Below are 19588 nucleotides of genomic sequence, written 5' to 3' on the forward strand. Positions count from 1 at the left end.
GGTGAGGGATGGGACGCCGCTCGTCGCCGGGCCGCTCAGCGGGTGAGGGCGGCGGCGAGGCGGTCGAGGGCGGGCTGGGCGGTGTACGGGGACGGGGTCTCACCGGCGAGAAACGCGAACGCCAGCAGTCGGCCGTTCGCGGTCACCGCCGTCCCGGCGAGGGTGTTCACGCCGGTCAGGGTGCCGGTCTTGGCGCGGATCACCCCGGCGCCCGGGGACCCGGCCGCGTAGCGCTCCCGCAGGGTGCCGCTGAAGCCGCCGACGGGCAGGCCGGTGAGGACCGGGCGCAGCTCGGGGCGGGCGGGGTCGGCGGCACGGACGAGCAGGGCGGCCAGGGAGGCGGCGGAGAGCCGGTCGCGGCGGTCCAGGCCGCTGCCGTCGGCGAACCGCGCCCCCGCCAGCGGGACGCCGAGCTTCCCCAGTTCGGCGCGCACGGCACGGGCGGCGCCGTCGAAGCTGGCGGGCTTGCCCGTGGCGAGGGCGGTCTGGCGGGCGAGCGCCTCGGCGATGTCGTTGTCGCTGTGGGTCAGGGTGCGCTCGACCAGCGAGGACAGGGGCGCCGAACGGGTCCGGGCCAGTCGCTTCCCCTGGCCGGGCGCCTTGGCGCGGACGGGCGGCCGGCCGGTGGTGACGGCGTGCTCGGCGAGCAGGTCGCCGAAGGCGCGGGCGGTGTCGCCGGCCGGGTCGGCGGAGCGGGCGGCGGGGCCGTTCGCCGGCTCGCCCCGCGGGCCCGCGGCCCCGGCACCGCCGATCCTGCCCTCGTCGGTCATCAGGGCCGTGACCGGGGCGATGTTGTCGTTGACGCCGATGGGGTGGCGCTCCGGGCCGGAGTAGAGCGAGGTGTCGTAGGCCAGCTGGACGGTGCTGACACCGCGGTCGCGCAGGGCGCGGGCGGTGTCGCGGGCGAGGGCGCGCAGCCGCGGCCCGTCGAGCGTGGGGTCGCCGCCGCCGACCAGCGTGACGCGGCGGAAGTCCGGCGAGGCGACGACGGTGGTGGGGATGCGGTGGTCCGGGCCGAGGGCGGAGAGCGCGGCGGCCGCGGTGGCGATCTTGACGGTCGAGGCGGGCACCATCGGGGCGGCCGCGCCGTTGCCGTACAGCTGTTCGCCGGTGGCGACGTCGACGACGGCGCCGGTCCGCAGCGGGCCCAGGTCCGGCGAGGCGAGCAGCGGCTCCAGGACGGTGGCGAGGGCGGGGTTCTGCGGGCGGGCGGCGGCCTTGCCGAGGGCCGTGAGCACCCCGGGGGCACTGGGCGCGGGGGCGGGTGCCTCGGGGCGGTCGGGGCCGCCGGGGGCCCCGGAACCGTGATGTGCGCCACCTGTGGGGGCCTGGGCGGCGGCGCGGGCGCGCTCCGCCGTACGCTGACCCGAGTCCCAGGGCCCGGTCGCGGTCACCACACCGGCCGACAGGACCAGGCCGAGCACCGCGGAACCGGCGGCGAGCTGCAACACCTTCGGCTCCGGCACGGCCGACCAGCCCCTTTCGCGAGCACACAGTTGCGTGAGGGACACTTAACCACTGAGCTGTGCCGTGCACACGGCACCCCCGGTTTGTGTTGATCTTGGAGGAGCCACCCGTGGAGTTCGACGTCACCATCGAGATCCCGAAGGGATCGCGGAACAAGTACGAGGTGGACCACGAGACCGGCCGTATCCGGCTGGACCGCCACCTCTTCACGTCGACCGTCTACCCGGCCGATTACGGCTTCGTCGAGGGCACCCTGGGCGAGGACGGCGACCCGCTGGACGCGCTGGTCATCCTGGACGAGCCGACCTTCCCGGGCGTGCTGGTGAAGTGCCGCGCCATCGGCATGTTCCGGATGACGGACGAGGCGGGCGGCGACGACAAGCTGCTGTGCGTGCCGGCCTCCGACCCGCGCATGGAGCACCTGCGCGACATCCACCACGTCTCCGAGTTCGACCGCCTGGAGATCCAGCACTTCTTCGAGGTCTACAAGGACCTGGAGCCCGGCAAGTCCGTCGAGGGTGCCAACTGGGTCGGCCGCGCCGAGGCCGAGGCCGAGATCGAGGCCTCCATCAAGCGCCTGGAGGCGCAGGGCGGCGCTCACTGACGCCCCTTCGTCGTCCGGCGGGCGGCGCACCTTCGCGGGTGCGCCGCCCGTCGTGCGTTCCCGGCCGCCGTGCGTCGCCGCCCTTGGTCGCGCTCATACTGGGCAGGCGGGCCGGATGGGAGTGAGGGACAGGACTGTGGCGGCGGAGGAAGCGGGCGTTCCGGAGGACCGGAAGCCTCAGTCGGACGAGGCGCACAGCGCCTTCACGCCGCCACCGGGGGTGGACCAGCCCGCCGGGCCCGAGGAGGACCAGCCGACCTCGGAATTCGCCCTTCCGGAGGGCCTGGCCCCCGAGGGGCCGGCCGAGCCGGAGGGATCGGCGTTCGCCCCGCCCTCCACGTACGGGGCGAAGCAGTCCCCGCCCGCGTTCACACCCGCGCAAGGCTTCCCCGCGGTGCGGCTGTCGAAGGACGCGCCCTGGCAGGACCGGATGCGCACCATGCTGCGCATGCCGGTGAGCGAGCGCCCGGTGCCCGAGCCGGTGCAGCGGCAGGACGAGGTGCGCCCGGCCGTGCCGCGCGTGCTCGACCTGACGCTGCGCATCGGGGAGCTGCTGCTCGCGGGCGGCGAGGGCGCGGAGGACGTCGAGGCGGCGATGTTCGCGATCTGCCGCTCGTACGGGCTCGACCGCTGCGAGCCCACCGTGACGTTCACGCTGCTGTCGATCACGTACCAGCCGTCCCTGGTGGACGACCCGGTGACGGCGAACCGGACCGTGCGGCGGCGCGGCACGGACTACACCCGGCTGTCGGCGGTCTACAGCCTGGTGGCCGACATCAACACCGAGGACTACGAGATCACGCTGGAGGAGGCGTACCGGCGCCTCGCGGAGATCCGGCGCAACCGGCACCCCTACCCGGGGTGGGTCCTCACGCTGGCCGCGGGTCTGCTGGCCGGCGCGGCCTCGATGCTGCTGGGCGGCGACATGGCCGTGTTCGCGGTCGCGGCGGCCGGCGCGATGCTCGGCGACCGGCTGGCGTGGTTCTGCGCGGGGCGCGGACTGCCGGAGTTCTACCAGTTCGCGGTGGCGGCCGTGCCGCCGGCGGCGCTGGGTGTGGTGGTGAGCCTGCTGCACGCCGGGCTCCAGCCGAACGCGGTGATCACCGGTGGTCTGTTCGCGCTGATCCCGGGGCGGGCGCTCGTGGCGGCGGTCCAGGACGGCCTCACCGGCTTCTACATCACCGCGTCGGCGCGACTGCTGGAGGTGGCGTACTTCTTCGTCGCCATCGTGGTGGGCGTGCTGACCGTGCTGTACGTGGGCGTGCAGTTCTTCCAGGCGAAGCTGAACCCGGAGGGCGCGCTGCAGGCCGTGGAGCGGCCCGGGCTCCAGATCCTGGCGGCGGTGCTGCTGTCGGTGACGTTCGCGGTGCTGCTCCAGCAGGAACGTTCCACGGTGCTGTTCGTGGCGCTGAACGGCGGGGTGGCGTGGGTGGTCTACGCGTCGATCGCGGTGACCGCGAACGGACCCACGGTGCTGGCGACCGCGGTCGCGGCCGGTCTGGTGGGCCTGTTCGGGCAGTTGATGGCCCGGTACGAGCACACCTCGTCGATGCCGTACGTGACGGCGGCGATCGGGCCGCTGCTGCCGGGTTCCGCGACGTACCTCGGTGTGCTGAACATCGCCCAGAACAACCTGGACGCCGGGTTCGCCTCGCTGGCCAGGGCGGCGGCGCTGGCGCTGGCGATCGCGATCGGCGTCAACCTGGGCGGCGAGATGGCCCGTCTGTTCATCCGGGCGCCCGGTTCGGCGGCCGCCCGGCGCGCGGCCAAGCGCACCCGCGGCTTCTGAGGCCACGTCGCCGCACGGGACCGCACGGGGCCACGGGGCCGCCCTTCGCCGTGGAGGCGCCGGGCGGGCCGGGCGGGCGCCGGGGCCGCGGGTGCCGGGCCGGAGCAGGTCCGGTGGGCCCGGGTGCCGGCGGGGCGTCAGGCCGCGGGTGCCGGGCGGGCCGGCGAGGTGGATGCCCGCGGGAGGAGGCCGCCGCGGCGCAGGGCCGCGTACCCGAGGCCGAGACCGATGGCGAGGGGCCATTCGATGACGTCCGCGGCGCCCAGGACCCCCAGGCCGAGGTAGACCGGCAGGCCGCGGTTGCCGGGGATGACCTGGCGCGCCACCGTCACCGGCAGCATCGCCGCCTCGGCCGCGCCGCTCGCCACCCGGTCCATGGAGGGGAGGGTGAAGGTGATGGTGCGGCCGCCGCCTCCGCTCCGCGGGACGGGGCCGGGGCCCTGGGCAGGGGCCGATTCCGTCGCCGATTCGGCGGCCGCCGCGGTGGTGTCCCGCTTCGCGGTGCCTGTGCCCGATGCGGCCCTGCTCGAAGACGCCGTACCCGAGGACGCCGTACCCGAGGACGCCGTGTCCGGCTTCGCAGCCGCCTTCCGGGGGGCGGCCTTCGACGCTGTGCGCTTACGAGGTGTTGACGATGTGGCCACAGCTCTCACATCCGCACATGTGGTGTACGTATGGGCAATTTGTCTACATTTCAGAGTAGCCATTGCGGAGCGGTTGAAGCGGCCCCGAGCGGCTACTCGGGCCTCGTTCGCGTCGCTGAGACGGACGGAGGCACCCGCCCATGTCACCGTTGCCAGGTGTGCGCCTGTGGGCGCCCTCACTGCTCGGGCCGGCGGCGTCCGGCGTCACGTACGGCGTCGCCGCCGGCGTCCGGGGCGCCGCCGATGTGGCCGGCCGGCTCCTGGGCATGCCGCAGCGCGGCGTGTGGTGGCGGCCCGGCCGCTGCTACATCGAGGTCCACGGGGTGCACGGCGCCGGCGGTGAGCGGCTCGCCACACGCGTGGAACAAGCCCTGGAAGGCCACCCCGGCGTGCTGTGGGCCCGCGTGAACGCGCCGTCCGAGCGCGTGGTCGTGGCCGTCGCCGCGCCGCCGCCCGCCGAGCGGGAGCTCGTCGCCCTGGTCAAGCGCGCGGAGGAGGACCTGGGCGGCCGTCCGGACGAGTTCGACGAGTGGTGCCCCGAGCCGCACCACCCGAGCGAGGGCCCCCGGACCGGCCAGTCGGTGCCCGCGCTGGCGGCCGACACGGTCGGCCTCGGCATCACGGCCGTACGGCAGCTCGCGCCCTGGTTCCGGCTGCCGCCCGAGGCGGCGGCCCTCGTCGGCGCCCTCCAGCACCATCCGCGGCTGCGCCACCTGGTCGCCGACCTCAGCAGCGCCGAGCAGGCCGAGTCGCTCCTGCCGGTGATCAACGCCCTCACCCAGGGCGTCGCCACCCGCGGCGGCGGGCTCGCCCTCGACGTGCTCGAGCGGGTCGCCCAGTGGCGGGAGGCCACGGCGGAGCGCACGGCGTGGGCCGACGCCGAGCCCGACCTCGTCCACGGGCCCGCGGACGCCGGAGCCGAACCGCTCGTCGTGGACCGTGCCGGGCCGACGCCCGAGGACTCGGTCGACCGCTACGCCGAGCGCGCCATGGCCGCGGGCCTGGCGGCCGGAGCGCTCACCGCGCCCTTCGCGGGCCTGCGCCGGGGCCTGGCCGTCGCCCTCGCCTCCGTACCGAAGGCACCGGAGGCCGGCCGCGAGGGCTTCGCCACCAGCCTGGGCCGGGCCCTGGCCCTGCGCGGCGTCGTGACCATGGACCGGGGCGCCCTGCGGCGGCTCGGCCAGGTGGACACCGTCGTCCTGGAGGAGGACGCCCTGCGCAGCGACCGCTACGAACCGGTGGACCTGGAGCTGCTCGCCGGCGCCGACCCGGAGACGACCGCCGGGCGGCTCTTCGCGCTCTTCGACGCGGACGCGCCCCTGCGGACCTCCCGCGACGACCACGGCTGGTCCCTCGGCCCGCTGGACGAACTGGAGCTCTCCGGACGTACGGGGCGGCAGGCCGACTCCCGGCTGCGGCGCCGGGGCGCCGAGCGGACCCTCGGCCTGGCCAAGGGGCGCCGGCTCCAGGCGGTCGCCGGCCTCGGGACGCAGACGGCGCCGGGCGCCGAGGCGGTCGCGGCGGCGGCCCGGCGCGCGGGCGCCCGGGTGGTGCTGGCGACCGACCGGGAGTCGCCGGCGTTCACGTTCGCCGACGCGGTGGTGCCGGCGGGCCGGCGCCTGGTCGCCTCCGTCCGCGGCCTGCAGGCCGACGGCGCGGTGGTGCTGCTGGTCTCCGGCAACCGGCGGGCGCTCGGCGCGGCGGACTGCGGTGTCGGGGTGCACCGGGACGGCGAGCCGCCCGCCTGGGGCGCGCACCTGATCGTCGGCTCCGACCTCGAATCGGCGGGCATCGTCGTGGACGCCGTCGGCGTGGCCGCGCGCGTGGACCGGGACAGCGCCGTGCTCGCCGCGGGCGGCAGCGGCGTCGGCGCGGTCGCCGCGCTCCAGGCCACGCCCGCGCAGGCGACCGCCCACGGCATGGCCGCCGGGACCACCGCGGCGACCGTCGCGTTCTGCATGGGCGCCTGGCGCACCAGGCAGCTGCTCGCGCGGCCCCTCGCCCCGCCCGTGACCAGCGTGCCGTGGCACCTGATGCCCACCGAGCGGGTGCTGGAGCGGCTGCGCACCACCGCCGACGGCCTCACCCCCGAGGAGGCGGCCGGCCGCGGCGCCGCCCGCACGGGCGGCGGCAACGAACCGGCCCGCCTCACCCTGCCGTCCGCCTTCGTCGAGGAGCTGGCCAACCCCCTGACGCCCGTCCTCGCCGGTGGCGCCGCCCTCGCCACCGCGGTCGGCTCGCGCACCGATGCCCTGCTGGTGGCGGCCATCACCGGCACCTCCGCCCTGATCGGCGGCTTCCAGCGGGTACGCACCGAACGGGCCCTCGCCGAGCTGTTCCGCCGCTCCGCCATCGGCGCGCGGGTACGCCGCGGGGGGCGCGACCGGCTGGTGACGGCCGGCGACCTGGTCGAGGGCGACGTGATCCTGCTGCGGCCGGAGGACGTCGTACCGGCGGACTGCCGGCTGCTGGAGGCGGAGGGCCTGGAGGTGGACGAGTCGTCCCTGACGGGCGAGTCCCTCGCCGTCCACAAGGACCCGGCGCCGGTCGTCGCCACCCACCTCACCGAACGCCGCTCCATGGTGTACGAGGGCACGACGGTGTCCTCCGGACGTGGGGTGGCGGTCGTGGTCGCCACCGGTTCGAGCACCGAGGTGGGGCGCAGCCTCGCCACCGCCCGCCAGGCGGCCCCCGAGACCGGCGTGGAGGCACGGCTCGCCTCGCTCACCCGCACCAGCCTGCCCGTCGCGATCGGCTCGGCCAGCGCCGTGGCCGCGTCGGGCCTGGTGCACGGGCGGCCGCTCGCCGACAACCTCGCCTCGGCGGTGAACCTGGCCGTCGCCTCCGTACCGGAAGGGCTGCCGTTCCTGGTGAACGCCGCCCAGCTGGCCGCCGCCCGGAGGCTCGCGGACGTCGGCGCGCTGGTGCGCAATCCGCGCACCATCGAGGCGCTCGGCCGCGCGGACGTGCTGTGCTTCGACAAGACCGGCACGCTGACGGAGGGCAGGCTCCAGCTGGTGGGGGTCGGCGACGGGGACGGTGTCCTGCCGCCCGGCTGGCTGGACGGGCCGGGCAAGGACGTCCTGGCGGCGGCGCTACGGGCCACCCCGCCCGCCCGGCAGGCGGAGCCCATGGCCCACCAGACCGACCGGGCCGTGACGGCCGGCGCGCGGAGCGCCAAGGTGACCGTCCGGCACGGTGCGGCGCGCTGGCGGCGCCGGGACACGCTGCCGTTCGAGCCGTCGCGGGCCTATCACGCGACGTCCGGCCAGGCGGCGCACGGGGTGCTGCTCAGCGTGAAGGGCGCGCCCGAGAACGTGCTGGACCGCTGCGCCCGGCACCGCGGCGGACCGGACGGCGACACGCCCCTGGACGCGGCGGGCCTGGCACGTCTGAACGCCGAGGCGGAGCAGCTCGCGGGCGCGGGGCGGCGGGTCCTGGCGGTCGCGGAGCGCCGGATGGACGCGGACGAGGAGCTCACCGACGACAGCGTGCGGGACCTGGTGTTCCTCGGGTTCCTCACGCTGGCCGACCCGGTACGGGCCGGGGCGGCGCCCGCGACGGCGCGCCTGCGGGAGGCCGGGGTGCACACCGTGATGCTGACCGGGGACCACCCGGCCACCGCGGACGCCATCGCCTCCACCATCAGCGAGGTCACCGACCCGAAGGTCTGCACGGGCGCGGAACTGGACGAGCTCGACGACGACGCCCTGGACGAGCTGCTGCCGGACGTGGACGTGATCGCCCGGTGCAGCCCGCACCACAAGGTCCGCATCGTCCAGGCGTACCAGCGGACGGGCCGGGTCGTGGCCATGACCGGTGACGGCGCGAACGACGCGCCCGCCATCCGGCTCGCCGACATCGGCATCGCCCTGGGGCGGCGCGGCACGCCCGCCGCGACGGCCGCGGCGGACCTGGTCGTCGGCGACGACCGGCTGGAGACCATCGTCTCGGCGCTGATGGAGGGCCGCGCCATGTGGGCGTCGGTACGGGCCGCGCTCGGCATCCTCATCGGGGGCAACCTCGGCGAGGTCACCTTCAGCGTGCTGATCTCCACCCTGACCGGCTCCACGCCGCTCAACGCCCGGCAGATCATGCTGGTCAACCTGCTGACGGACCTGGCGCCGTCGCTCGCCATCGCGGTGCGCCAGCCGGCGGGCCAGACCGCCGAACGGCTGATGGCGGAGGGCCCGAGCCGCTCGCTCGGCAGCGCCCTGACGAACGAGATGCTGCTGCGCGGCGCCATCACCGCGACCGGCGCGGGGCTGGCGTGGACCGGTGCGCGGCTGACCGGACGCGGCAGGCGGGCCGGCACGGTCGCCCTCGCCGCGGTGGTCGGGACGCAGCTGGCCCAGACCCTGGCGACCGGCGGCCTGGACCGGAACGTGCTGGCGGCGAGCCTGGGCTCGGCGGCTGTCCTGGCCGCGGTCATCCAGACGCCCGGAGTGAGCCAGTTCTTCGGCTGCACGCCACTGGGCCCGGTGGGCTGGGGCATCGCCCTGGGCGCCATCGCCACGGCGACGGTCCTGGGGATGATGCTGTCCCCGCTGGTACGGGAGCGGTGAGGGGATCCGCAGGGGAGCGGTGAGCGCCTGCCGCAGGAAGGGCGGGCTCCTGCCGCGAGGCGTGGGGGTCCGCCGCGCTGTGGGTGCGCGCCCCCCCGGTGGCAAGAGCCTCGGCCACTGGAGCAGCCGGCGCCCGCGGCGGAAGGGACGAGCCTCAGCCGCGGGACCAGCCGACGCCCGCCGCGCAAGGGACGAGCCTCCGGGCGGGGTGGGCGCCGCCTCAGCGCTTGGCGTGGCGCCCGCGCTGGGCCGGCGGGCGGCCGTCCGACTCGTCCGTCTCCGGCTGCTCCTGCTGCTGCTTCTTGCCCTGGGAACGGGCCCGCAGGTACTCGATGACGATCGGGACGACCGAGATCAGCACGATCAGCACCAGGATCTTCTCGATGTGCTGGTGCACGAAGTCGATCTTGCCGAGCGACGCTCCGAGGAGCGTCACCCCGGCGCCCCACAGAACACCACCGATGATGTTGAACGTGATGAACGAGCGGTAGTTCATCCGGCTCACACCGGCGATGATCGGCGTGAACGTCCGCACGATCGGGACGAAGCGGGCCAGGATCAGCGACTTGGGGCCGTGCTTCTCGAAGAACTCGTGCGCCTTCTCGACGTTCTCCTGCTTGAACAGCCGGGAGTCCGGGCGCTTGAAGAGCGCGGGGCCGACCTTCCGGCCGAAGAGGTAGCCGACCTGGTCGCCGATGATCGCGGCGAGCACGACGAGCGTGCACACCAGCCACAGCGGGGTGTCCAGCTTGCCGGTGGTCACCAGCAGGCCGGTGGTGAACAGCAAGGAGTCACCGGGCAGGAAGAACCCGATGAGGAGGCCGGACTCGGCGAAGACGATGACCAGGACGCCGATCAGACCGAAGGTCTGGATCAGATAGTCCGGGTCCAGCCAGCTCGGTCCGAGCGCAAGCGTATTCACGGTTCCGGGGCTCCTGGGTCGGTGGGCGGGACGGCTGCCCAAAGCTATCAACGCTTTGTGCGCCGTCCCGGTTCCACCGCCCCCTACGGCGGCCCGGGAGGCCCGTAGCCGCCGTTTCGTGCGGTACGCGTGCTCCCCGCGTCGCGTGCGGTACGCGCGCTACGCGGACGCGCCGCGGTACTCCCGGGTGTCGACGATCAGGGTGCCGTCGTGCTGCTCGTAGTGGGAGAGGGCGAGTCCGAGGCCGAAGAACGTGGGTGCCCATTCGCCCACGAAGATGCCCCACCGGTCGGCACGGGCCAGGCCGGTACCGGACTCCAGCCTCAGGGACCCGGCCCAGCTGGCCACGGAGAGACCGATGGACGCGAAGGCGGCCAGGTACGCGTGCTCGCTGCGTACGCCCATCTCGTGCAACTTCCGGATCACCATGGCGACTCCTTTCGATGGCGTATGCGACGAAGTGCCCAAAACGGACTACCTCATTCCGGTTCCTTGGCCCCGGTGCTCCGGCCCCCGTCCCCACGGCCCCCCCGCTGCCGCGGGGACGTCAGCCGTGGCGGGCCGCGTTGGCGACGATCGCGGCATGGAGGTGGGCCGCCATGCCGGGGCGCATCGCCTCGTAGTGGGCCGTGAAGCGCTCGTCGGAGACGTACATCTCCCCCAGGCACCGGTGCATCTCGTGACCGCACTCGTAGAACCAGCCGCCGATGTGCAAGCGGTGCTCCTCCGCCAGGTCCATCGCGCGCTCGCCGGTCGGCGGCTCACCCTCTGCCATCAGCTCCTGGTAGCGGACGGCCCAGTCCGCGGCCTCCGCCTGCATGCGCTCCCAGTCCGCCTTGGTGTAGCGCGCGGCGCGGCGCTGCGACTCGCGGTACGCGTCCGTGTCGCCCCAGCGCTGCTCCACCTCCTCGGTGTACTGCTCCGGGTCGTGGTCGCCGAAGACCTCGAACCTCTCCTCGGGCGTGAGGTTGATGCCCATCTTCCTCGCCTCCATGGCGTGTTCGACGGCCGCGGCCATCTTCTCCAGGTCGGCGATCCGCGCGGTCAGCAACCGGTGCTGGCGCCGCAGGTGTTCCTGCGGATCCGCGTCGGGATCGTCGAGCAGGGCCGCGACCTCCTCGAGCGGGAAGCCGAGCTCCCGGTAGAACAGGATCTGCTGCAGCCGTTCGAGGTCGGCGTCGTCGTAACGCCGGTGTCCCGCGTGGCTGCGGCCGCTCGGGGAGAGCAGCCCGATCTCGTCGTAGTGGTGCAGCGTGCGCACCGTCACTCCGGCGAAGCCGGCGACCTGTCCCACGGAGTAGCTCATGGCTTCCCGCTCCTCCTGTTGTCGGTACGCATGCCAGCCTGGATCCTCACGCCACGTGAGGTGCAACCCCAAGGTCGGGTCGCGTTCAGGACCCCGGCCGGCCGGCCCCGCGAGGACGCTGCCCGCCAGGCCACGGGGCTCGCGCTCCGGCCCGGTCGTCCGCTCGGCAGCAGCCCCTACCGCGCGTCCCCGGGGTGCGGCACGCCCGTCGCGTACGGGTTCTCCTCGTCCGGCCCCAGGACCCCGACGAACGGCTCGCCCTCCCCCGCGAAGGTGTAGGCGCCGCCCTCGATCCGCTCGATCAGACCGCGCGTCCATTCCGCGCCCGCGTCCGCGGAGTGCACCCACAGGTGCATGATCTCTCCGATGTGCCCCAGCGTCTGCGGCCCCTCGGCCGGGGTGTAGTGCTCCAGGACACCGGCCTTCCACCGCTCGATGCCCGCCACGCGCTGCTTCAGCAGTGCCACCGCCTCCTCGCGCGACAGGCAGACGAGGAAGCCGACCGCCGCCGACAGGACGTCCATCTTCTGGTCGTACGAGGTCAGCGACTCGCGCAGCAGCGCGAAGAACTCCTCGGTGCCCTTCTCGGTGAGCTCGTACTCCGTACGCGGCGGCCCGCCGGCCGTGCTCGGCGCGGTCTCGTACGCGTACAGCAGCCCTTGCTTGGCCATCTGCTTGAGCGCGTGGTAGATCGAGCCGGGCTTGGCGGTGGACCACTCGTGCGCGCCCCAGTACTCCAGGTCGTTGCGCACCTGGTAGCCGTGCGCCCGCCCGTGCTGGCGCACGGCCCCGAGGACCAGCAGCCGGATTGCTGACATCGCCTGTGCCTCCTCGTCGATTCCGACCAGGCTACGCAGGCGCCCGCCCCGCGCAGCGCGCGGTGACGGGCACGGGCGGCGGGACGAGCGGCGTCAGGGCGACTGCTCCCCCTCCATCGCCACCAGCTCGAAGGACGTCTTCCCGTCCAGCGACTCCCTGATGACGTCCGCGTGCCCGGCGTGCCGAGCCATCTCCTGCACCAGATGCATCGCCATCCAGCGCATCGACACCCGGCCGTCCTTGGGGAACCAGGGCGCTTCGGGCAAGGGGAAGGTGTCGTCCAGGCTGGGCACAGACCGCAGGAACTCCTCGGTCTCCTTCGTCACCCCGTCCCAGAAGGCGAGCACGTCGCCGACCGACTCCTCGTCGGTCAGCCGGAAGCCCTCCGCCCAGGTCTCCCGGCTCCGCTGCCGCTCGTTGGGCCGCTGCTGGGCCAGCCGCAGCCAGTTCAGCTCCACCTCGGCGACGTGCTTGAGCAGCCCGGACAGCGACAGCTCGCTGGCGCTCGGCCGCGACGCCGCCTGCTCCTCCGTCAGCCCGAGGACCGAGCGGCGCAGGCTGCCGCGCTGCGCCTCGATGAAGGACAGCAGCGCGCCCCGCTCATCGCCGTGTGCCTCCGCGGGTACGAGAGTGACCATGACCGTCCGCCTTTCAGGGGGGTTCCTGCGCCGTTCCGACACCACACACGCTACGGACCCTTGCGGTCAGATCCTGTCCTCAATCACCGGCCCCGGCAGGGGAATCGGAGAGAAGTCGAGGAAAGGCAGGAAGGACCGGAAGGACAGGGAGAATCCGGGTACCCCGGACGGAGCTCCGGGGACTCCGGGAACTCCGGGAACTCCGGGGACCAGGGCGATCAGAAGGGGAAGCCGCTCCGGCCGTACTGGATGGAGATCCACTTGTACGTCGTGAACGCGTCGACCGTCGACTCGCCGTTCAGCCGCCCGACGCCCGAGTGCTTCTCGCCGCCGAACGGCACGATGGGCTCGTCGTGCACGGTGCCGTCATTGATGTGGATCATGCCCGTGTGGATGCGCTGGGCGATCCGCACGCCGCGCTCCACGTTCCCGGTGTGGACGGCGCCGCTCAGCCCGTACGGGGTGTCGTTGGCGATCCGTACCGCCTCGTCCTCCCCGTCGAAGGGGATGATGACCGCCACCGGGCCGAAGATCTCCTGCCCCAGCACCGGGGAGTCGGCCGGAAGGCCGGTCAGCACGGTCGGGGTCACCACGTTGCCCTCGGTCCTCCCGCGCACCAGTGCGGTCGCGCCCGCCTCGACGGTCTGGTCGACGAGCGAGGAGACGGCCTCCGCCTGCGTGGCGTTGATGAGCGGCCCCAGATGGGTGGCGGGGTCGGCCGGGTCGCCGGCCTTGAGGGTGCGGACCTTGGCGACGAACTTCTCGGTGAACTCCTTCTCGACCGAGCGGTCCACCAGCACCCGGTTGGCGGCCATGCAGACCTGCCCCTGGTGCACGAAACGGCTGAAGACCGCCGCGTCGACCGCGTAATCGAGGTCCGCGTCGTCCAGCACGATGAGTGCGCTGTTGCCGCCCAGCTCCAGCACGGCCCGCTTGAAGTTCGCGGCGCAGACGGTGGCGACGTGCCGGCCCACGCGGTCCGATCCGGTGAAGGAGATGACCTTGGGCACCGGGTGCTCGATGAGCGCGTCACCGATCTCCGCGATGTCGGTGATGACGACGTTGAGCAGGCCGGGCGGGAGACCCGCGTCCTCGAAGACCTTCGCGACCATGCTGCCGCCGAGGATGGGCGTGTTCTGGTGGGGCTTGAGGACGACGGCGTTGCCGAGGGCGAGCGCCGGCGCGACCGACTTGATCGACAGGAGGAAGGGGAAGTTGAAGGGGCTGATCACGCCCACCACGCCGACCGGGACGCGGTAGAGGCGGTTCTCCTTGCCGTCGATGGGCGACGGCAGGATCCGGCCCTCCGGGCGCAGCGCCAGGTGGATCGCCTCGCGCAGGAACTCCTTCGCGAGGTGCAGCTCGAAGGCGGCCTTGGTGCGCGTGCCGCCGAGCTCGGCGATGATCGCCTCGGTTATCTCCTCCTCGCGCTCCTCGATGATCCGTACGGCGCGCTCGAAGACGGTGCGGCGCGTGTACGGATTGGTGTCCGCCCACGCCCGCTGGGCGCGCTCGGCGGCCCGGTAGGCCTGGTCGACCTCGTCGACCGTGGCCACGGTGATGGAGGCGAGCTTCTCCTCGTTGTACGGATTGAAGTCGATGATGTCCCACGAGCCGCCTCCGGCCCGCCACTCACCGTCTATGTACTGCAGGGCCAGGTCTGTGAAGTAGGACATGCCATCCCTTCCGGCAGGCGTGCGGGCTGGTCAACGCGCAGCGCTCATCGCTTCTTCGCTTCTTCGCTTCATCGCTCATGAGGTCTTCATGACGAGACGTCATCGTACTGACGCGTCACGTGAGTTGAAGGAGTCCCCTGAGGAGATCCCGGCTTTCCTCCGGGCCCGGGCTGTCCCGGTGCAGCCGCTCCATCACCCGCTCGTACTGGGCGACCTCCTCGCGCTTGTCCAGGTACAGCGCGCTGGTCAGCTGCTCCAGGTAGACGATGTCGGAGAGGTCGGACTCGGGAAAGCGCAGCATGGTGAAGGCACCGCTCTCGCCCGCGTGGCCGCCGAAGCTGAACGGCATGACCTGAAGCGTGACGTTGGGACGCTCGGATACCTCGATCAGGTGCTTGAGCTGGTCGCGCATGACCTCGCGGTCGCCGTACGGGCGGCGCAGCGCGGCCTCGTCGAGGACGGCGTGGAAGTGCGGCGCGCGCTCCGAGACGAGGATCTTCTGCCGCTCCAGGCGCAGGGCGACCCGGCGGTCGATCTCCGCGCGCGGCGCGTCGGGCATGCCGCGGGTGACGACGGCGTGGGCGTACGCCTCGGTCTGCAACAGTCCGTGCACGAACTGGACCTCGTAGATGCGGATGAGGGAGGCGGCGCCCTCCAGTCCGATGTACGTCTGGAACCAGCCCGGGAGCACGTCGCCGTAACTGTGCCACCAGCCGGCGATGTTGGCTTCGCGGGCGAGCCCGAGGAGCGAGGCGCGCTCGGTCTCGTCGATGACGCCGTAGAGCGTGAGCAGATCCTCGACGTCCCTCGCCTTGAAGCTCACCCGTCCCAACTCCATACGGCTGATCTTGGATTCGGACGCCCGGATCGAGTAGCCGGCGGCCTCGCGCGTGATGCCACGCGATTCCCGCAGCCGTCGCAGCTGTGAGCCCAGCAGGATGCGTCGCACCACGGAACCGCTCGATTCGCTTGCGGTCACGTTTCCAACCCTCCCCATCGCTGATGTGTACGAAGGAGCACCCCCGAGCCCCGCGATGCCGGATTCTGCCACTAAACGCTTCAGCGTGTACTCATACGATTACGGATAGCCGAAGCCTGGCCGGTACCGGGTGAAATCCGTCGCAGGAAGATATGGTCCACAACCGGCACGGGGGTGGACAGGTCGGGCGCGTGCACGTGCATCTGCCCTTGCATCAGCTGGTCGCATTCGGAACCATGGACCTCGCGCACCTGCGTACTCGTTCGTGTTGTCGCACCACAGCCGCGAATCCCGGGAGTGCCTCGCATGGGGACGAATGGATCGACCATGCTCGAGCCGTTAAGGCAGGGGCTTCCGCCGATCGACGCCACATCCGTCTCCAGCTCCGCCTCCTGCGCGCTGCCCGCCCGGTACGAAGCGGTGCGCGGTGCCCGCCAGTTCACCAGTGCCACGCTCGCCCAGTGGGACCTGAGCGAGCGGTTCGACGACGTGGCGCTGGTCGTCTCGGAACTCGTCACCAACGCCCTGCGGCACGCACTGCCCACGGACCCGCCCGCGCGCGAGAACCCGCACGACTCCCCGGTGCGCCTGCATCTGATGCGCTGGGCGAGCCGGCTCGTCTGCGCGGTGCGCGACCCCAGCCCGGACAGTCCCGCCACGCGCGAGTGCGAGGAGGACTTCGCCGCGGAGTCGGGCCGCGGCCTGTTCCTGGTCGAGACCTTCAGTGACAGCTGGGGCTGGCACCCGCTGGCCGGGACGCTGCGCGGCAAGGTGGTCTGGGCGCTGTTCCGGCTGCCCGAGCCACCCGCGCCCGCACGTCCGACCGCGGGCCCCGCGGCCTAGCCTCGCGGCCCGGCCCTCACTGCGCACGGCCCTCCGCCCCGCGACCTCCCGCGGGGTCGCCTCCGCGTGCGCGCACACCCCCCGGGGCCGCCTCCGCGTGCGCCCGCCCGCCGGGACCCTGGGCGGCAGCGGCATCCGCGGCTGGTGGCAGCCGGCTTCCGTCAACGGGCGGGAGCGCCCGGCCGCGGAACGGCCCCCCGCCGGCGAGCGACCCGTGACTGCCCGGTTCACGCGGCACGCGGGCCGGAGCAAGCGGCCGTGGCAACGGCCCGCGGAGCGGCGCACGTCCCGCCGCACGTCCCGGTACGGCCGGTTCGCGGCGCGGGGGCCGGCGGGTCAGCCGCCGACCAGGTGGTCGAACTCCCCGTCCTTCACGCCGAGCAACAGCGCCTCTATCTCCGCCGGCGTGTAGACCAGGGCCGGCCCGTCGGGGTGCCGTGAATTGCGCATGGCGACATCGCCGCCCGGCAGCTTGGCGAACTCCACGCAGGAGCCCTGCGAATTGCTGTGCCTGCTCTTCTGCCAGACGACCCCGTGAAGCTCTGTGGCCGCCATGCCGTTGTACACGTGGTGCACAGGACGCTCCCCGAGATACATGGTGCAGGTGTCAACTATGCGTGATCATAGCTTCGTTCAAATGCAACTGCATGAGCAGATGCACGTGCACGCCGGGTGGTCCCTTGATTACACCCCCCGTCCACGAGTAAAGACGCACGAAAGGCCTTTCCGGCTCCCGTACCTGCGGTCGTACCTCTCCTCCGTACGCCACAGGCCCCCCGCCCAGGGGGCAGGGGGCCTGTGGTGAGGCGGGCGGGACGGACGGGGCAGGTGCCTACGGACCGTCAGCGCGCGGTGGACCCGTAGGGCAGCAGGGCCATCTCGCGGGCGTTCTTGATGGCGCGCGCGAGCAGCCGCTGCTGCTGGGCGGAGACACGCGTCACACGGCGGCTGCGGATCTTCCCGCGGTCCGAGATGAACTTCCGCAGCAGATCGGTGTCCTTGTAGTCGATGTACGTGATGCCGTCGCGGTCCAGCGGGTTGGGCCGGTTCTTGGCGGGCTTGCGGTCCGCGGAGCGGCGGGGGGACATGGGATCAGACCTCCAGGAGGGTGTCGAAGGCGGGCGGCAGCCGCTTCCAGGCCTCGCGGCCCGCGGCGTACTCGGCGTCGGTGAGCAGACAGGAGTCGAGGAGTTCGGCGAGACGCTCGCGGTCCAGGCCCGGTGAGGTGAAGACGAGGTGCTGGCAGCGGTCCCCGTGCTCGGGGTCCCAGTCCATCGCGGCCGCCGCCCGGCGCACCGGTGGAACCATCTCCCAGGCGGCGTCCGGCAGCGAGGCGAGCCACGGCCCGGCCGGCTCGACGCACAGCGCCCCGCCCGCCGCGTCCCAGGCCAGCAGCGTGTCGGGCCGGTCCGCCAGCCAGAACCGGCCCCGGCTGCGGGCGGCCGCGCAGCACAGGTCCTCCAGCGCCGCGTAGAGCCGCTCGGGGTGGAACGGGCGGCGCCGGTGCCAGACGTACGTGCCGACGCCGTGTGCATCCGCCTCCTGCGGCAGCAGCGCGCACGCCGGGTGCTGCGCGGCCGCGGCCGCCTCCACGTCGAAGCCGGCCAGCGCGGCGGCCGCGAGCTCGCCGCCCTCCAGACGCACCCGCCGGGCGGTCGGGTGCAGCTGGGCCAGCAGCGCGCGGTCCTCGTCGTCGGCCTCGGGGCTGTCCAGCACCGCGAGCACGGGCGCGTACTCCAGCTGACGGGCCCAGGTGTCGGCGACCGTGCGCCGGTCGGTGGCGGCCGCGGCGAGACCGGCCTCCATCAGGTCGTCGCCGTTTCCGAGGTACGGCAGGAGCAGCGCCGGGTCGACGGCCGTGATCACGGACGTGACGGTGAAACCGGCAGCCGCGACGACCTCGGCCATCGCCCTGGGCTCGACCGAGTCCCACAGCTCGACCACCGCGAGCCGGGTCAGCCCGGCGTCCGCCAGCCGCTCCAGCTCCGGCACCAGGTCCTCGCGCAGCGCGCAGCACGCGCAGTCGTTGACCAGCGGCGTCCCACCGGACGACAGGACCCCGGTGGCGTCCCGCACCGTGCGCCGCACCGTGCCCGTGGCCGCGGTGGACAGGTCGTGATGGAGCGCCACGCTGTCGGGGACGGTGGCGAGCAGCCGCGCCACCGCGGCGGCGCGCGCGTCGGAGTGCAGCCCGCCGACGATGGCGACGGACAGCATCAGCGTCCCTCGCGGCGCCGGCCGGAGGCTCCGCCGGACCCGCCGCCGTATCGCTTCTCGAACTTCTCCACGCGCCCGGCCGTGTCGAGCACGCGTGCCTGTCCCGTGTAGAAGGGGTGGCTCGCGGAGGAGATCTCCACGTCGATGACGGGATACGTGGTGCCGTCCTCCCACTCGACCGTCTTGTCGCTGGTCGCGGTGGAGCGGGTGAGGAAGGCGAAGCCGCCCGCCTTGTCACGGAAGACGACGGGCGCGTAAGGGGGGTGGATGCCGGGCTTCATCGCGGGGCTCAGCGCTCCTCTCGGAAGTCGACGTGCCGCCCGGCGACCGGGTCGTACTTGCGCAGCGTCAGGCGGTCGGGGTCGTTACGGCGGTTCTTGCGGGTGACGTAGGTGTAGCCGGTGCCGGCGGTGGACCGGAGCTTGATGACCGGTCGGAGTTCGTTGCGGGCCATGGGGTTAGAGTAAATGGAAATGGTTTCCATTACCAAGACAGTCTCCCGAGAGGTAGGTCACCCTTGTCCGCCCACTGCCAGCTGACCGGCGCGAAGCCCGGCTTCGGCAACCGCGTCTCCCACTCCCACCGGCGTACGTCACGCCGCTTCGACCCCAACATCCAGCGCAAGCGCTACTGGCTGCCGAGTGAGGGCCGGTACGTCCGCCTCACGCTGTCGGCCAAGGGCGTCAAGACGGTCGACGTCATCGGCGTCGAGGCCGCGGTGGCCCGCATCCGCGCCCGGGGGGTGAAGGTCTGATGGCGAAGAAGAGCAAGATCGCGCGCAACGAGCGGCGCAAGGAGGTCGTCGCGCGGTACGCGGCCCGGCGCGCCGAGCTGAAGGAGATCATCCGGCGCCCTTCGACGTCCCGGGACGAACGCCTCGCCGCCCAGGCGGAGCTGCGGCGCCAGCCGCGCGACGCCAGCGCCACCCGGGTACGCAACCGGGACGGTGTGGACGGCCGGCCCCGTGGACACCTGCGGAAGTTCGGCCTCTCCCGGGTGAACGTGCGTCGGCAGGCACACGCCGGATTCCTGCCCGGGGTCACCAAGTCCTCCTGGTGATACCGGCGGTACCGCCTGGTAGCTTGGCGCGGCATCGAAGCCGACCAAGGGGGACAGGGA

Annotated in this window: 20 protein-coding genes; 6 read left to right on the forward strand and 14 right to left on the reverse strand. The window is 73.2% G+C overall.

The genetic code is table 11. From position 1 onward, the window contains the following. Positions 1–35 precede the first annotated feature (35 nt). Entirely contained in the window at positions 36–1466 is a 1431-nt protein-coding gene (gene dacB / locus IH00_RS0125320) for a D-alanyl-D-alanine carboxypeptidase/D-alanyl-D-alanine endopeptidase (protein WP_031077396.1), read from the reverse strand. 110 nt (positions 1467–1576) lie between these two features. Here dacB and IH00_RS0125325 point away from each other — a divergent pair, with 110 nt between their 5' ends. Both IH00_RS0125325 and IH00_RS0125330 read left to right on the forward strand, forming a co-directional pair. Continuing rightward, positions 1577–2071, forward strand: a complete 495-nt coding sequence (locus IH00_RS0125325) for an inorganic diphosphatase (protein ID WP_031077398.1) — start codon at positions 1577–1579, stop codon at positions 2069–2071. 136 nt (positions 2072–2207) lie between these two features. Then, positions 2208–3860, forward strand: a complete 1653-nt coding sequence (locus IH00_RS0125330; RefSeq protein WP_031077400.1) for a threonine/serine exporter family protein — start codon at positions 2208–2210, stop codon at positions 3858–3860. 137 nt (positions 3861–3997) lie between these two features. Here the strand turns inward: IH00_RS0125330 and IH00_RS0125340 are convergent, their stop codons facing one another. After that, on the reverse strand, positions 3998–4237 hold the full coding sequence (locus IH00_RS0125340; RefSeq protein WP_052411623.1) for a hypothetical protein: 240 nt from the start codon (positions 4235–4237) through the stop codon (positions 3998–4000). A 407-nt stretch (positions 4238–4644) separates the two neighbouring features. On the opposite strand from IH00_RS0125340, the gene IH00_RS0125345 reads away from it, so the two are divergent. After that, a complete protein-coding gene (locus IH00_RS0125345) occupies positions 4645–9069 on the forward strand; it encodes a cation-translocating P-type ATPase (protein WP_031077403.1) in 4425 nt (1474 codons plus the stop codon). 220 nt (positions 9070–9289) lie between these two features. Here IH00_RS0125345 and IH00_RS0125350 read toward each other — a convergent pair whose 3' ends face one another. The 7 genes from IH00_RS0125350 to IH00_RS0125380 all read right to left on the reverse strand — a co-directional run bounded on the left by IH00_RS0125350 (position 9290) and on the right by IH00_RS0125380 (position 15409). Continuing rightward, entirely contained in the window at positions 9290–9991 is a 702-nt protein-coding gene (locus IH00_RS0125350; RefSeq protein WP_031077405.1) for a DedA family protein, read from the reverse strand. Positions 9992–10150: 159 nt separating this feature from the next. Continuing rightward, complete coding sequence (locus IH00_RS0125355; RefSeq protein ID WP_031077407.1) at positions 10151–10420, reverse strand: hypothetical protein; 270 nt, start codon at positions 10418–10420, stop codon at positions 10151–10153. A gap of 118 nt (positions 10421–10538) precedes the next feature. After that, positions 10539–11297, reverse strand: a complete 759-nt coding sequence (locus IH00_RS0125360; RefSeq protein ID WP_031077409.1) for a MerR family transcriptional regulator — start codon at positions 11295–11297, stop codon at positions 10539–10541. Positions 11298–11473: 176 nt separating this feature from the next. Beyond that, the gene (locus IH00_RS0125365) at positions 11474–12115 is read right to left on the reverse strand and encodes a PadR family transcriptional regulator (RefSeq protein WP_031077411.1); all 642 of its coding nucleotides are present in this window, start codon (positions 12113–12115) and stop codon (positions 11474–11476) included. Positions 12116–12208: 93 nt separating this feature from the next. Beyond that, positions 12209–12754 (reverse strand): DinB family protein, encoded by a 546-nt coding sequence (locus IH00_RS0125370; RefSeq protein WP_031077412.1) that lies wholly within the window; start codon positions 12752–12754, stop codon positions 12209–12211. Between the two features lie 218 nt (positions 12755–12972). Beyond that, positions 12973–14430 carry an aldehyde dehydrogenase family protein gene (locus tag IH00_RS0125375; protein ID WP_031077414.1) on the reverse strand — a complete coding sequence of 486 codons (1458 nt, stop codon included), beginning with the start codon at positions 14428–14430 and terminating at the stop codon, positions 12973–12975. Between the two features lie 115 nt (positions 14431–14545). Beyond that, positions 14546–15409, reverse strand: a complete 864-nt coding sequence (locus IH00_RS0125380; protein ID WP_031077416.1) for a helix-turn-helix domain-containing protein — start codon at positions 15407–15409, stop codon at positions 14546–14548. Between the two features lie 306 nt (positions 15410–15715). Here IH00_RS0125380 and IH00_RS0125385 point away from each other — a divergent pair, with 306 nt between their 5' ends. Further along, complete coding sequence (locus tag IH00_RS0125385) at positions 15716–16252, forward strand: ATP-binding protein (RefSeq protein ID WP_039947407.1); 537 nt, start codon at positions 15716–15718, stop codon at positions 16250–16252. Between the two features lie 336 nt (positions 16253–16588). On the opposite strand, the gene IH00_RS0125390 is transcribed toward IH00_RS0125385, so the two are convergent. The 5 genes from IH00_RS0125390 to rpmG all read right to left on the reverse strand — a co-directional run bounded on the left by IH00_RS0125390 (position 16589) and on the right by rpmG (position 18923). Further along, positions 16589–16828: a DUF397 domain-containing protein gene (locus IH00_RS0125390; protein ID WP_031077420.1), complete on the reverse strand. Its 240-nt coding sequence runs from the start codon at positions 16826–16828 to the stop codon at positions 16589–16591. Between the two features lie 266 nt (positions 16829–17094). Beyond that, the gene (rpsR, locus tag IH00_RS0125395) at positions 17095–17340 is read right to left on the reverse strand and encodes a 30S ribosomal protein S18 (RefSeq protein ID WP_031077422.1); all 246 of its coding nucleotides are present in this window, start codon (positions 17338–17340) and stop codon (positions 17095–17097) included. Between the two features lie 4 nt (positions 17341–17344). After that, the gene (locus IH00_RS0125400) at positions 17345–18469 is read right to left on the reverse strand and encodes a CobW family GTP-binding protein (RefSeq protein WP_031077425.1); all 1125 of its coding nucleotides are present in this window, start codon (positions 18467–18469) and stop codon (positions 17345–17347) included. Continuing rightward, positions 18469–18750 (reverse strand): type B 50S ribosomal protein L31, encoded by a 282-nt coding sequence (locus IH00_RS0125405; protein WP_031077427.1) that lies wholly within the window; start codon positions 18748–18750, stop codon positions 18469–18471. Before IH00_RS0125405 ends, IH00_RS0125400 begins: the two co-directional genes overlap by 1 nt. Positions 18751–18758: 8 nt before the next feature. Next, a complete protein-coding gene (gene rpmG, locus IH00_RS0125410; RefSeq protein WP_030361075.1) occupies positions 18759–18923 on the reverse strand; it encodes a 50S ribosomal protein L33 in 165 nt (54 codons plus the stop codon). A 63-nt stretch (positions 18924–18986) separates the two neighbouring features. Here rpmG and rpmB point away from each other — a divergent pair, with 63 nt between their 5' ends. Next, entirely contained in the window at positions 18987–19223 is a 237-nt protein-coding gene (gene rpmB / locus IH00_RS0125415) for a 50S ribosomal protein L28 (RefSeq protein WP_031077429.1), read from the forward strand. Next, complete coding sequence (gene rpsN / locus IH00_RS0125420; protein ID WP_031077438.1) at positions 19223–19528, forward strand: 30S ribosomal protein S14; 306 nt, start codon at positions 19223–19225, stop codon at positions 19526–19528. Before rpmB ends, rpsN begins: the two co-directional genes overlap by 1 nt. Positions 19529–19588: the final 60 nt, after the last annotated feature.

The sequence above is a fragment of the Streptomyces sp. NRRL S-118 genome, from assembly GCF_000716335.1.
GTDB lineage: Bacteria > Actinomycetota > Actinomycetes > Streptomycetales > Streptomycetaceae > Streptomyces.

What these genes read in the sequence shown, in the direction of transcription:
- IH00_RS0125340 (WP_052411623.1), bottom strand. Translation starts at nt 4,237, where the DNA reads ATGGACCGGGTGGCGAGCGGCGCGGCCGAGGCGGCGATGCTGCCGGTG.
- IH00_RS0125345 (WP_031077403.1), top strand. Translation starts at nt 4,645, where the DNA reads ATGTCACCGTTGCCAGGTGTGCGCCTGTGGGCGCCCTCACTGCTCGGG.
- IH00_RS0125355 (WP_031077407.1), bottom strand. Translation starts at nt 10,420, where the DNA reads ATGGTGATCCGGAAGTTGCACGAGATGGGCGTACGCAGCGAGCACGCG.
- IH00_RS0125360 (WP_031077409.1), bottom strand. Translation starts at nt 11,297, where the DNA reads ATGAGCTACTCCGTGGGACAGGTCGCCGGCTTCGCCGGAGTGACGGTG.
- IH00_RS0125365 (WP_031077411.1), bottom strand. Translation starts at nt 12,115, where the DNA reads ATGTCAGCAATCCGGCTGCTGGTCCTCGGGGCCGTGCGCCAGCACGGG.
- IH00_RS0125370 (WP_031077412.1), bottom strand. Translation starts at nt 12,754, where the DNA reads ATGGTCACTCTCGTACCCGCGGAGGCACACGGCGATGAGCGGGGCGCG.
- IH00_RS0125375 (WP_031077414.1), bottom strand. Translation starts at nt 14,430, where the DNA reads ATGTCCTACTTCACAGACCTGGCCCTGCAGTACATAGACGGTGAGTGG.
- IH00_RS0125385 (WP_039947407.1), top strand. Translation starts at nt 15,716, where the DNA reads ATGGGGACGAATGGATCGACCATGCTCGAGCCGTTAAGGCAGGGGCTT.
- rpsR (WP_031077422.1), bottom strand. Translation starts at nt 17,340, where the DNA reads ATGTCCCCCCGCCGCTCCGCGGACCGCAAGCCCGCCAAGAACCGGCCC.
- IH00_RS0125400 (WP_031077425.1), bottom strand. Translation starts at nt 18,469, where the DNA reads ATGCTGTCCGTCGCCATCGTCGGCGGGCTGCACTCCGACGCGCGCGCC.
- IH00_RS0125405 (WP_031077427.1), bottom strand. Translation starts at nt 18,750, where the DNA reads ATGAAGCCCGGCATCCACCCCCCTTACGCGCCCGTCGTCTTCCGTGAC.
- rpmG (WP_030361075.1), bottom strand. Translation starts at nt 18,923, where the DNA reads ATGGCCCGCAACGAACTCCGACCGGTCATCAAGCTCCGGTCCACCGCC.
- rpsN (WP_031077438.1), top strand. Translation starts at nt 19,223, where the DNA reads ATGGCGAAGAAGAGCAAGATCGCGCGCAACGAGCGGCGCAAGGAGGTC.